16 protein-coding genes are annotated in these 11523 nt (G+C 71.6%); 11 read left to right on the top strand and 5 right to left on the bottom strand.

The window, feature by feature from the left end; all coding sequences use genetic code 11:
* Positions 1 to 21: 21 nt before the first annotated feature.
* The gene (locus ACFYUV_RS42050; RefSeq protein ID WP_387679422.1) at positions 22 to 714 is read right to left on the bottom strand and encodes a winged-helix domain-containing protein; all 693 of its coding nucleotides are present in this window, start codon (positions 712 to 714) and stop codon (positions 22 to 24) included.
* A 176-nt stretch (positions 715 to 890) separates the two neighbouring features.
* Here ACFYUV_RS42050 and ACFYUV_RS42045 point away from each other — a divergent pair, with 176 nt between their 5' ends.
* From ACFYUV_RS42045 to ACFYUV_RS42000, 10 genes are all read left to right on the top strand, one after another.
* The gene (locus tag ACFYUV_RS42045; RefSeq protein WP_358289389.1) at positions 891 to 1142 is read left to right on the top strand and encodes a MoaD/ThiS family protein; all 252 of its coding nucleotides are present in this window, start codon (positions 891 to 893) and stop codon (positions 1140 to 1142) included.
* 72 nt (positions 1143 to 1214) lie between these two features.
* Positions 1215 to 1880 carry a DUF2993 domain-containing protein gene (locus ACFYUV_RS42040; protein ID WP_387679419.1) on the top strand — a complete coding sequence of 222 codons (666 nt, stop codon included), beginning with the start codon at positions 1215 to 1217 and terminating at the stop codon, positions 1878 to 1880.
* Between the two features lie 37 nt (positions 1881 to 1917).
* Complete coding sequence (locus tag ACFYUV_RS42035) at positions 1918 to 2430, top strand: sigma-70 family RNA polymerase sigma factor (RefSeq protein WP_125643242.1); 513 nt, start codon at positions 1918 to 1920, stop codon at positions 2428 to 2430.
* Positions 2427 to 3239 (top strand): anti-sigma factor family protein, encoded by an 813-nt coding sequence (locus tag ACFYUV_RS42030; RefSeq protein ID WP_387679417.1) that lies wholly within the window; start codon positions 2427 to 2429, stop codon positions 3237 to 3239. Before ACFYUV_RS42035 ends, ACFYUV_RS42030 begins: the two co-directional genes overlap by 4 nt.
* A 28-nt stretch (positions 3240 to 3267) precedes the next feature.
* Positions 3268 to 3726 (top strand): thioredoxin family protein, encoded by a 459-nt coding sequence (locus tag ACFYUV_RS42025; RefSeq protein ID WP_387679414.1) that lies wholly within the window; start codon positions 3268 to 3270, stop codon positions 3724 to 3726.
* 174 nt (positions 3727 to 3900) lie between these two features.
* On the top strand, positions 3901 to 4314 hold the full coding sequence (locus ACFYUV_RS42020; protein ID WP_364326456.1) for a DUF4395 domain-containing protein: 414 nt from the start codon (positions 3901 to 3903) through the stop codon (positions 4312 to 4314).
* Positions 4311 to 5150, top strand: coding sequence for a sulfurtransferase (locus ACFYUV_RS42015; RefSeq protein WP_358289377.1), 840 nt, complete (start codon positions 4311 to 4313; stop codon positions 5148 to 5150). Before ACFYUV_RS42020 ends, ACFYUV_RS42015 begins: the two co-directional genes overlap by 4 nt.
* Positions 5150 to 5452, top strand: a complete 303-nt coding sequence (locus ACFYUV_RS42010) for a DUF1416 domain-containing protein (protein ID WP_357706203.1) — start codon at positions 5150 to 5152, stop codon at positions 5450 to 5452. The genes ACFYUV_RS42015 and ACFYUV_RS42010 overlap by 1 nt, the downstream gene beginning before the upstream one ends.
* A 103-nt stretch (positions 5453 to 5555) precedes the next feature.
* Complete coding sequence (locus tag ACFYUV_RS42005; protein ID WP_387679409.1) at positions 5556 to 6116, top strand: RNA polymerase sigma factor; 561 nt, start codon at positions 5556 to 5558, stop codon at positions 6114 to 6116.
* Positions 6113 to 6865 (top strand): methylated-DNA--[protein]-cysteine S-methyltransferase, encoded by a 753-nt coding sequence (locus tag ACFYUV_RS42000; protein WP_387679406.1) that lies wholly within the window; start codon positions 6113 to 6115, stop codon positions 6863 to 6865. The genes ACFYUV_RS42005 and ACFYUV_RS42000 overlap by 4 nt, the downstream gene beginning before the upstream one ends.
* Here the strand turns inward: ACFYUV_RS42000 and ACFYUV_RS41995 are convergent.
* Positions 6841 to 7395 (bottom strand): helix-turn-helix domain-containing protein, encoded by a 555-nt coding sequence (locus tag ACFYUV_RS41995; RefSeq protein ID WP_387679403.1) that lies wholly within the window; start codon positions 7393 to 7395, stop codon positions 6841 to 6843. The genes ACFYUV_RS42000 and ACFYUV_RS41995 overlap by 25 nt on opposite strands.
* 225 nt (positions 7396 to 7620) lie before the next feature.
* Here ACFYUV_RS41995 and ACFYUV_RS41990 point away from each other — a divergent pair, with 225 nt between their 5' ends.
* The gene (locus ACFYUV_RS41990; RefSeq protein WP_387679400.1) at positions 7621 to 8862 is read left to right on the top strand and encodes a hypothetical protein; all 1242 of its coding nucleotides are present in this window, start codon (positions 7621 to 7623) and stop codon (positions 8860 to 8862) included.
* Here the strand turns inward: ACFYUV_RS41990 and ACFYUV_RS41985 are convergent.
* Genes ACFYUV_RS41985 through ACFYUV_RS41975 form a run of 3 tightly spaced genes read right to left on the bottom strand, consistent with a single transcriptional unit; the run spans position 8849 to position 11359 of the window.
* On the bottom strand, positions 8849 to 10036 hold the full coding sequence (locus ACFYUV_RS41985; protein WP_387679398.1) for a hypothetical protein: 1188 nt from the start codon (positions 10034 to 10036) through the stop codon (positions 8849 to 8851). The two genes, ACFYUV_RS41990 and ACFYUV_RS41985, sit on opposite strands and share 14 nt — an antisense overlap.
* 7 nt (positions 10037 to 10043) lie before the next feature.
* Entirely contained in the window at positions 10044 to 10697 is a 654-nt protein-coding gene (locus ACFYUV_RS41980; protein WP_387679395.1) for a hypothetical protein, read from the bottom strand.
* On the bottom strand, positions 10694 to 11359 hold the full coding sequence (locus ACFYUV_RS41975) for a hypothetical protein (protein ID WP_387679392.1): 666 nt from the start codon (positions 11357 to 11359) through the stop codon (positions 10694 to 10696). Before ACFYUV_RS41975 ends, ACFYUV_RS41980 begins: the two co-directional genes overlap by 4 nt.
* Positions 11360 to 11523 lie beyond the last annotated feature (164 nt).

Raw genomic sequence — 11523 nt, 5'->3', positions numbered from 1 at the left:
AGGCGAACACGGGTCAACGGATCACACGTGCGCCGAATCGCTCCGGTCGGGCACGAACCGGTAGCCGACGTTGCGGACGGTCCCGATCAGCGACTCGTTCTCGGTGCCGAGCTTGGCACGCAGCCGCCGGACGTGCACGTCGACCGTCCTGGTGCCGCCGAAGTAGTCGTAGCCCCAGACCTCCTGCAGGAGCTGGGCGCGGGTGAAGACCCGGCCGGGGTGCTGGGCCAGGTACTTCAGCAGCTCGAACTCCTTGAACGTCAGGTCGAGCACGTTCCCGCGCAGCCGCGCGGTGTAGGTGGCCTCGTCGATCGACAGGTCGCCGCTGCGGATCTCGTCGGGGACGTCCTCGGCGGCGGTCTGCGACCTGCGCCCGGTCGCCATGCGCAGCCGCGCCTCCACCTCGGCGGGGCCGGCGGTCTCCAGCAGCACGTCGTCGACCCCCCACTCGGCGGTCATCGCGGCCAGGCCGCCCTCGGTCACCACCACCAGCAGCGGGCAGTCGATGCCCGTGGTGCGGATCAACCGGCACAGGCTCTTGGCCTGGACGAGCTCCTTGCGCGCGTCGACGACGACGACGTCGGCGGGCGGCGCGTCGATGAGCGCCGACGCCTCGGCCGGCGAGACCCGCACGGAGTGGAGCAGCAACCCCAGCGCCGGCAGCACCTCGGAGGACGGCTCGAGGGCGTTGGTCAGCAGCAGCAGGTTGCTCATCACGGCCTCCTCTAACACACAAGGACCCGGAGGCGACGTCGCCCAGGTCCTGTACGCGAGGATATCCCACGGCTTAGTCGCGTCCATTGCGCGTCCACCAGGTGAACAGCGGGCCCTTTGAAACAAGCATGTTAAGGGCGTCGCACAATAGAGCGAAGGCGATTGTGAGGCAACGCATGGCCACAGGAAAAGTACGTTATTGGGCGGCGGCCAAGGAGGCCGCCGGAGTCGCGGAAGAGTCGTTCGAAGCGGCGACTCTTGACGAACTGATGACCAAAATCACACAGGACCGGGCCGAGCTCGCCCGGGTGGTCGGCCGTTCGTCGTTCCTCGTCGACGGCGCCCCCGTGGGCCGGCGCGCCCACGACACGGTGGTGCTCGGCGAGGGCGTCACGGTGGAGGTGCTGCCGCCCTTCGCCGGCGGGTGATCCACGGCTCCGGCGGGGAAGGAGACCGCCGGATCGATAGGCTCGACACCCCCGCCGACGACAGGGAGCCCCATGCGCAAGCTGATCATCTTTCTGATCGTGCTGGTCGTCCTCTTCGTCGTCGTCGACCGCGTCGCGGTGGCCGGGGTGGAGCGTGACCTGTCCAACCGGATCGCCGCCGCCACCGACCTCAGCGGCACCCCCAAGGTGACGATCGAGGGCATCCCGTTTCTCACTCAGGCCGTCTCGGGGCACTATCCCGAGGTACGGTTCGATCTCGGCACCCTCACTTACGGAGGCGTGCCGGTGAAGAACCTGCGCGGCGTCGCCTACGACGTGACCGCCCCGCTGTCCGACGTGCTGCAGAACCGTGCCGACGTCCGGGCCGGGCGGGTCACCGTGAGCGGCGTGCTCACCCGGGCCACGATCGACAAGCACGCGCCCCGGGGCATCAAGATCAGCGGCAACGGGCGGCGGCTCGTGGCGTCGGGAGAGGTGACGGTGGGGGTGCAGAAGGTGCAGTTCACCGCGGAGATGCGGGTCGACGTGGCCGACGGCGCCATCAGGCTCCAGGCGGAGAAGATCCAGGGCGTGCCCGACCAGCTCGCCCACTTCGTCACCTACACGATCCCGTTCAAGGGCGGCCTGCCCTTCGACGTGAAGATCACCGGGGTCAAGAACGTGGCCGACGGATTGGAGTTCTCGGCCGAAGCGTCTGACGTGCCGATCCGTGGATGAGCCTGAACCGCTGCGGCCCCCCGTACGTGATGAGGGCGTGAGCGCAGCAGGCACCGCGGACGAGGAGCTCGTACGCACCCTCTTCGATGAGCACGCCGGGCCACTCTACGGGTACGTGCTGCGACTCACCGGTGATTCCGGACGAGCGGAGGACGTGGTGCAGGAGACGCTGCTGCGGGCCTGGCGGCACCCCGACGCGCTCTCCGGCCGTCCCATCCGGGCCTGGCTGTTCACGGTGGCGCGTAACCTCGTGGTCGACCAGCACCGCGCCAAGAAGGCCCGGCCGCAGGAGACCGGCGACGAGGCCCTCGCGGTCCTGCCGGCCGACGACGAGCTGGAACGGGCGGTCGAGTCGTGGGCCGTGGCCGAGGCGCTGGCCGCGCTGCGGCCCGAGCACCGCGAGGTGCTGCTGGAGGTCTACTACCGGGGGCGATCGGTGAAGGAGGCGTCGGCGACGCTGGGCATACCGCCGGGCACGGTCAAGTCGCGCACCTACTACGCGCTGCGCGCGCTCAAGCTGGCGCTCGAAGAGCGGGGGCTGGCGCCGTGACGACCTGCGAAGAAGTGCGCATCGCGATGGGCGCGCACGCCTTGGGCGCGCTCGAACCCGACGAGGCGCTGGAGATCGACAACCACCTGGCCACCTGCGAGACCTGCGGCGCCGAGCTGCTCGAACTGGAAGGTGTCGCCGCCTTCCTCGGCAAGGTGTCCGAGCGCGACGTCGAGCTGGTGGCCAGCCCGCCGCGCCAGGTGCTCGACCGGCTGCTCAACGCCCGCGCCCGGCGTCACCGGCGCGGCCGGCTCATGCTGGCCGTGGCGGCCTCCGTCGCGGTGATCGCCGTCGGCGGCACGGTCTGGACCGTCACCCGGCAGGACGCCGGGCAGCAGACCGCGGCCGCGCCCGCGGCCGCCCCCCAGTCCTCGGCGGCCGCGAAGTCGCCGGAGACCGAGGGCTTCGTCGCCAGCGACGCCGCGCCCGACGCCCAGCTCAGGAAGGCCGTCCCGTCGGCGAGCGCGATGCCCACGACGGCCCCCACCGGCGACGGCCGGGCCTTCAAGGGCGAGAACCGGGCCGAGGACTACTACGCCACGGTCGTCGCCCTGCCCGGCGACGGGCGCACCGAGCTGCTGGTGACCGTGCGGAACGTGCCGGTCGGCACCGCCTGCAGCCTGGCCGTCTACGACGACAGGGGGCGGCGCGAGGTCGTCGGGAGCTGGACCGTCAGCCGCGAGAGCTACCGCGAGGAGACCGTCTTCCAGATGGCGACGCCGGTGCTCATGCGGCGCATCGACCGCTTCGAGGTCGTCGACCGGCGGGGACGCGTCCTGGTGGACGTCGCCGGACCGGCCAGGAAGTAATCGCGGCCGCCCGTGGTTGGCACCTGAGGTGACGGGTCTGTGGATCGCGCTGGCGACGCTGGCGCTCGGCACGGTGATCGGGGTGGTACGTCTGCGCCGCGACGGACGGGTGCGCGCGGCGGCCGGGGAACGGCTGACCGCGGACATGCTGGGCGCCGCCATGGGCGAGCGGGCCACGCTGGTGCAGTTCTCGACCGCGTTCTGCCAGCCGTGCCGGGCGACCAGGCGGGTTCTGGCCGACGTGAGCGCGCTCGTGCCCGGCGTCGCGCACGTGGAGATCGACGCCGAGTCCCGGCTCGACCTGGTGCGGCGGTTCGACGTCATGCGCACGCCCACCGTGTTTGTGCTGGATCCGTCAGGCAACGTGGTCAAAAAGGCCTCTGGCCAGCCACGGAAGGCCGACGTGCTGGCCGCGCTGGCGGTCGCGATCCCCTCCGGGGAGTCACGGCCGTCTCACGAACTGTCTCAGAACTCGGACGAGATGTGACAGATGGCGAGACGACGAGTAGGGTCGTCGCTATGAACCCGTCGACAGAGCTGCTCACGAAGCGGCGCGCGGTTGATTTCTGCCGCGTAGCCACCGCGCTCTGTCGCGCTGCCTGAGGACGGTCACCGCGGACATCTGGTCCGCCCCATCCGACCCCTTCAGGAGCATCCTGCGATGCGTGCTGATCCCAGAGCGCTGCGCTTCGGCGCGGCCGTCACCACCTTGGTCCTCGCTCTCGTCCTCGTGACGGGCAGCGCGTGGCTGCTCGCCGTCCAGGCGGTGGTCTTCGCGCTGGGAGTCGCACGCCGCTCGCCGTACACGATGCTCTTCAAGGCGCTCGTCAGGAGCGCTCCGAAGGAGACAGAAGACGCCCGCCCGCCGCGGTTCGCGCAGGGGGTGGGGCTGCTCTTCGCGGTCGCGGGGCTGGCCGGGTTCGTCACCGGGATCACACCGCTGGCCCTCGGGGCCACGGCCGCGGCTCTCCTCGCCGCCTTCCTCAACGCAGCCTTCGGATTCTGCCTCGGCTGCGAAACGTACCTGCTCACCCGCCGTCTACTGCCCGCCGCCAAAATGGAGGTTTCCCAATGAGCCGCTCCGCCGCCCTGGTGGACGCCGACTGGGTCGAGGCCAACCTCGACACCCCCAACGTCGTACTCGTCGAGGTCGACGAAGACGTCAGCGCCTATGACAAGGGCCACATCCGTGGCGCCGTGAAGGTCGACTGGCGGCAGGACCTGCAGGACCCGGTCCGCCGCGACTTCGTGGACAAGACCGGTTTCGAGGCCCTGCTGTCGGACCGCGGCATTTCCAACGATGACACCGTCGTGCTCTACGGCGGCAACAACAACTGGTTCGCGGCCTACGCGTACTGGTACTTCAAGCTCTACGGCCACCAGGACGTCAAGCTGCTCGACGGCGGGCGCAAGAAGTGGGAGCTCGACTCCCGCGAGCTGGTCCGCGACGTGCCCGAGCGCGCCAAGACCCAGTACGTCGCCCAGGAGCAGGACACCGCGATCCGCGCCTTCCGCGACGACGTGGTCTCCGCGATCGGCAAGCTCAACCTGGTCGACGTGCGCTCGCCCGACGAGTTCACCGGCAAGCTGCTCGCCCCGGCCCACCTCCCGCAGGAGCAGGCCCAGCGCGGCGGCCACGTGCCCACCGCCCGCAACATCCCGTGGTCCAAGGCCGCGAACGACGACGGCACCTTCAAGTCCGACGACGCGCTGCGCGCCCTCTACGGCGAGGCCGGCGTCGACTTCGGCAAGGACACCATCGCCTACTGCCGCATCGGCGAGCGCTCGGCGCACACCTGGTTCGTGCTGCACGAGCTCCTCGACCAGGGCAACGTGAAGAACTACGACGGTTCGTGGACGGAATACGGCTCGCTCGTGGGCGTGCCGATCGAGCTGGGGGAGGCCCGCTGATGACCACTGCACAGGGTTGCGGAGCGCCGGAGCAGACCATCGCGCTGCCGGCCGGGATCGATCTGTCCAACCAGGCCGTCATCCAGGGCGTGGTGACGGGCGCCACCACCGCCTACGCGCGGCTGCTCGACCACTCCGGCGAGTTCACCGGTGAGGTCGTCGTCTCCGACGACGGCGTCTTCCGCTTCTTCGCCGCGCCCGGCGACTGGACCGTCCGCATCATCGCCGGCGGCGGCGTCACCCGCGACGTTCAGGTGGAGGCCCGGCTGGGTGAGGTCTCCCAGCTCGCGGTCGCCGTCTGAGCCCAGACAGCGCCGAGACGGGGCCCGTGTCCACACCGGACACGGGCCCGTTCCCGTTCCGGGCGAGCGCAACGAAACCCGGCGCGGCGGTGTTGTAGAGGACGTGAGCGGAACCGACTGTCTCGACCCGGTGCGCAAGGCGCTCCTCGACGACCTCGACGAGGGCTTCGCCGAGCTGTACGCCGCCCACCGCGGCCTGGTCTTCTCGACCGCGCTGCGGCTGAGCGGGCGCTGGGCCGACGCCGAGGACCTCACCGCCGAGGCGTTCCTGCGGGCGTACCGGGCACTGGCCGGCTACGGGCCCGACCGCGTGGCCGCGCTGCAGCCGCGGGCCTGGCTGATGACGATCCTCATGAACATCTGGCGCAACTGCGCCAGGGCCAAATCCCGCAAACCGCCACCCGACCTGCGTGACGAGCCCGTGGACGAGCCGGACCCCGCCCAGGACGTCGAGGAGGCGGCGGTCCGCAGGGAGACCGGCGACGAGCTGTCGGAGCTGCTCGGTCTGCTGCCCGAGGAACAGCGGGCCGCAGTTGTGCTCAGGCACGTCGTCGACCTGCCGGTCAGCGAGATCGCCACCGTGCTCAGGATTCCGCAGGGCACGGTCAAGTCGCACGTGTCGCGAGGGCTGCGGCGGCTGCGCGAACTGGGAGGTGCCCGATGAACGACGATTCACTGCTGGCCGGGCTGGCCGCGCTGGCCACCGACGCGCCCGCCGGACTGCTCGACCGGATCGCCGCCCGCTGGGTGAGCGTGCCCGCGCCGATCGGCGAGCTGCGGGTGGCCTTCACCGACCAGGGCGTGGCCTACGTGCACGCCGGCGACGACTTCGCCGCCTCGTTCCGGAAACGGTTCGGCCGGCCGCTGCTGGCCGCCGACCGGCCGCCCGCGGGGCTGGTTCCCGCGCTGCGCACCGGCCGTCTGGGCAAGGTGCCGCTGGACCTGCGCGGCGTCAGCGGCTTCCAGCGTGACGTGCTCGACGCGGTCAGGACGATCCCGAGGGGCGAGGTCAGGCCGTACTCGTGGGTGGCCGAGCAGATCGGGCGGCCGCGGGCCGTGCGCGCTGTGGGGACGGCGCTCGGCGCCAACCCGGTGCCGCTGCTCGTGCCGTGCCACCGGGTCGTCAGGTCCGACGGCGTGAGCGGCGACTACGTGTTCGGCCCGGCGGCCAAGGAACGGCTGCTGCTGGCCGAGGGCGTCGACCTGGACCGGGTGCGCGCGCTGGCCGGGGAGCGGGTGTTCTACCTGGCCAGCGACACCACCGGCGTGGTGTGCTTCCCGACCTGCCACAACGCCCGCCGGATCACCCCCGCGCACCGGCACGGCTTCCGCAGCGTCGCCCAGGCCAGGGCGGCCGGGTACCGGCCGTGCCGCACCTGCCGGCCCGCTCAGGCGGAGGGCTTGGTCGGGTAGCGCATCAGGAGGGTGGCGCGCACGACGTCGGGGCCGTGCGCGCGGTAGCCGTGGGGGACGTCGGAGAGCCAGGAGATGTGGTCGCCGGGCCCGGCCGTGAGCGGCTCGTGGATCGGGCCGGCGCTGAGCGTGCCGGTGAAGACCGTGACGTGCTCGCTAACCCCCTTGTGGTGGGCGGGCGAGGTCTGGGTGACGCCCGGGGGCACGCGGACGCGGTAGAGCTCGTAGGTGACGCTGTCGTCCTCGAAGACCTCCAGCAGGTCGGCCTCGATGGCCGCGCCGCGCATGGTCCGCGGCTCGGGCGGCGAGTCGAGTATCGCCCCGATGGGCACGCCGAGCTGCGCGGTGATCGCCCAGAGCGTCTCCAGCGTGGGGTTGCGGGTGCCGGTCTCGACGCCGGACAGCGTGGCCTTCCCGATGCCCGCCCGCTTGGCGAGCTCGGACAGCGAGACTCCGCGCGCCTGGCGCAGCCGTCGCAGCCGGTCACCGACGACGGCGGGGTCCTGGTCGAACGCGGGCAGCGGCTCCATGACGCCATCGTGCCGCAAGGCTCGTCCGGTGTGACCGCCTCTCGGGGGCCGAATCGTCGTTTCCCGGATTCGCCACTGCTCAGGAGTGGCCTGGAAACACGCCGGCCACAGGCTGTCCACGGGTTGCGGCTGCGGCGTAAGGGACAGACCGCTACGATTCAGCAGATGTCCGGATCGACAGGTGTGATGGCGCCGCCCCGACCTGGGCCTACGCCGGCTCAGCGGATGCCGTCGCCGTACTCGCTGCCCCTGCACGCGCTGCGCCTCGCGGGGAACTGCGCGCTGCCGCTGATCCTCTGGTACGCGGCGGGCCAGGTCGTGCGCTTCGTCCTGCTGTACGCCGCCACCGAGCTCGCCTACGGCGACCTGCGACAGCTCCGGCTGGTGGGCACGGTCACCTTCCTGACCCTGATCGTCCTCGCGGCGATGACGGTCACCACGGGCATGCTCTACACCCTGCGCGGCGCGCTGTGGGAGATGCGCGCGAGGCGGGAGGAGGGCGTCGAGGACGAGCGCTTCTTCCGGGTGCTGGACCGGGTGGCCCCCGCCTTCGCGGTGCTCTACCTGTCGTGGGGCTGGCACGTGGAGGACGCCCGCGCCCTCCAGCAGATGGACCTGAACCACCACTTCTACGACATGCAGTCGGCGGCCTGGTTCGGCGAGGAGACCCACGTCGGCAAGGGCCTCACCGACCTCGACTGGCGGGTCTCGCTGGGCGCGATGGTCGTGCTGTTCGGCCTGAAGTGGCTGTTCGCCAAGCTCGTGGAGCAGGGCAAGGGCAAGCTGTACGGCTTCGGCGCCGCCTTCTCCGAGTTCGCCTTCGTCTTCTACGGCCTGAACGCCACCGTCGCCATCGCCGGGCTGCGCTCGGACTGGGTGGAGCACCGCAGCGTGGTCGCCGGCACCAACGACCTGCTGGAGCAGGCGGAGAAGAGCGTGCCGCTGTGGAAGACGGTCACGGACGCGGTGAGCGACTTCTGGCCGTTCTTCATCGGCGGCGTCGCCGTCCCGCTGGCCTGGCTGACCGTGGCGATGCTGGTGTTCGGCGCCTACTCCGACGAGACCCGCAGCCTGGTCAAGGGCACCCGGTTCGAACGGGGCGTGGACCGGCTGGAGGACAGCCACGACCTCACGAAGAGGTCGTTCGACCAGCTGACCGGCGGCTTCCGGGACCGCTGGCTGCCGCTGGCCAACTCGCTGCGGATGATCGCCAAGGGCGGCGCGCCGCTGTTCGGCATGATGTGCCTGAGCTACGTCGCCCTCACCGTGGGCGCCGAGTACGCCGAGCGCGCCGTGGTGACGCTCGTCGGCTCGCAGGCCGAGTGGGTGTGGGCGTACAAGCAGGGGCCCGTGACGTTCGTGCGCGGGCTGGTCGTGACCGTGCTCACCATGGCGCTGCTGGCGGCCACGTACGACCTGGCCGCCACGCGGGCCCGGCTCAAGGGCGAGCCGCTCAGCGACGTGTGAACCGCAGCACGTCCGCCTCCGGCTTGCCGGCCTTCTCCCGTTTGAAGTAGTCCGCAGTCGGGGTGTCGGAGCGGTAGTCGCTGACCCTGAAGGAGAGCTCGACCTCGTTCGCGACCGGCGCCGGGACGATCGCCATGCCCTCGAACTTGTACTCCTTGCCCAGCTCCAGCCGGTCCGTCGGGCGGTCGCCAGGGGTGAACTCCACCGTCCAGGTCCGGCCGGCGCGGTCCTCCAGCTTGGCCCTGTCCGGCGGGGCGGTCATGGTGGCGCTGGACTCGTCGAGGAGCTTCTGGGTGATGTCCACCTTCAGCCAGGTGACCTCGGGGCCGTGCTTGCTGCCCTCGGGGGCCTGGACGGCCTTCAGGGCGGCCCGCCACTCGATGTCGTGGACCTTCCCCGACTGGCCGGGGGCGACGGCGACTTCGTTGATCTTTATGCCGTCGGTGACGGTCGTGTCGTAGAAGCGGTAGCCGTCGTAGGTGTTGAGGCCCATGGCGAGGACGGAGGCCACGGCGGCGCCCGCGGCGACCAGGATCAGCCGGCCGCGCCTGGGCGGCCGGGCGTCCTGCGGGGCCGCCGGCGGCTGCTCCACGGGCGGTACGGCGGCCGCGGCCGGGGGGCGCTGGGGGGACGGCACGGCCATGCCGGGCCGGATGGCGGGCAACGGCTGGGTGCTGCCTCCTGAGGACTCGCGGGGGGCCGGCGGCCACACCTGCTGGTCCGGATGCACGAACCGCCCCCGACCGGGCCCGCCGGGCATCCCCGGGCCGGGCTGCTGCGCGCCGCCACGGCCCGGAGGCCGCGCGTCGTGACCGGGAGGCGCCCCCGCGGGGCCGGCCGGGGGAGTCGCGTGGCCGGAGGGAACGGGGCCCGAGGGGGCGGGGCCGTAGCCGGGAGGCGGCGTGGGGCGGGCCGGCGGCGGGGTGGCGCGGTCGCGCGGCGAGCCCGTACGGCGGCGGCGTGGCCTGGCGGGCAGCGGCGTCTGCGGCGCAGGCGGCATCGGCCCCGCCGCGGGCGGCTGCTCCGCCGAGGGCGGGGGGAAGGCCGGAGCCCCCGGCGGGGTCGCGGGGTCCGCGGGCGCCGGGGGAGGCGGGAAGGCCGAGGGGGCCGGAGCGGGGTCCTCGGAGTGGTGGTCGTTCCTGGGGGCGAACCAGTCGCGCTCGTTCGTGCTCACAGTGCGATCACTTCTTGACGGTGGAGTAGACGGCCTGCGGCGAGGCCGCGAGCTTGCGCGCGGCCTCCTCGTCGAGCCGGAGGTCGATCTCGACCTCCGGCTGGAACGGCTCCACCAGCATCTCGGCCGGCAGCCCGAAGACCACCCGCGCCCCCGGCAGCGCCGATGGAGGAACCTCGAAGAAGAACCGCCCGCTGACCCAGATGTCGGGCTGGACCCACGTGTTCGCCAGCGTCAGAGTGCTCGCCACGCGGTCGGTGGCCTGGAACTTCTTGCCGTCCGCGGTCAGCAGCTGCGGCTGCCCCAGGTGGTACGGCTTGAGGCTCGACCTGGCCGAGGCGTTGACGACGAGGAACAGGTTGTCCGTCGTGATGGTCTCGTCGCTGTTCTGGATCGTCTTGGCGGCCAGGAACGAGTCGAGCCGGACGGTGAACCGCCTGGCGTCCACGTCCTCGCCCTTGGCGCCCGTGTAGGTCACCCTGGCGCTCGCCTCGTTGGCGGTCAGGTGGAACGTCTGCAGCCCGACGGCGGCGGCCGCCAGCAGCAGCCCGGCGCAGGCGTTGAGCACTTTGGAGCCGCCGCCCGGCCCGCGTCCGGCGCGGCGGCCGGGCCGCTCGGGGCGCTCGGGGACGGCGGAGGAACGCGGCTGGGTGGCGGTCATGCCCCCTCACCCGCCTTGACCGGCAGCGTCACGCGGGCCTTCACCTCGGGGTAGAACTTGTCGTCCTTCTCCTTGGCGACCATCTGCCACTGCAGCCGCTCGTCCTGGAAGCCGGGGACGTACTCGAAGGTGGCCACGTCGAACGTGATCTTGTCCGGCGGCCGTTCGGTGGCGCCGAGCCGGTACCGGACGAGGACCTGGCTGGTCACGCCGGGGTGGAGCTGCCGGGTCTCGTCGCCCTTGTCCAGGGCGTAGACGAAGGGCCCCGACTCCTTGGAGAACTTGGGGCTGATGGCGACCAGCGAGTCGGCGAAGGACGAGCCGAGCCACGCCTTGTCCGGCTGCGCGGGGTCGGGGGGCAGGCCGACACTGGAGGTCTCGTCCCCCTTGTTGGTGACCTCGAAGACCAGCTCCACGAACCGCTTGTCCTCGTCGAACTGCGTCTTGGCCCGCTCGACCTTGACCCGCGACTCGACGAAGCGCGTGGAGTAACGGCCCTGGTCGAGCGTCGCGCCCTGGCCGAGCAGGTCGGGGCCCTTGTCGGGGGCCTCGTTCAGCCCGCCCAGCAAGGCCGTGATGCCGACGGCCGTGACCGCCACGAGAGCCAGGATGGGCACCGCCACCGGGCGTCTCGGCCTGCTGTCGCCGGAGGGTTCCGTCATGGGTATGGATGGTAATAGGTCACGGTTGCCCCATCTGCCGCAATGGTCCCTTCTGGCGGGGGGAATTGCCGCGAACCCTGCCGCTACGGGGGTGGAAGCTCATACGCTGTCACGGAGCGGAAAAGGGCTGGCCCCTGCAACTAACGACATATCGCGGCCGGAGG

The organism is Nonomuraea sp. NPDC003560 (genome assembly GCF_042878785.1).
In the GTDB taxonomy this organism is placed as follows: Bacteria; Actinomycetota; Actinomycetes; order Streptosporangiales; family Streptosporangiaceae; genus Nonomuraea.
This window is presented reverse-complemented; position numbering and strand designations above follow the sequence as displayed.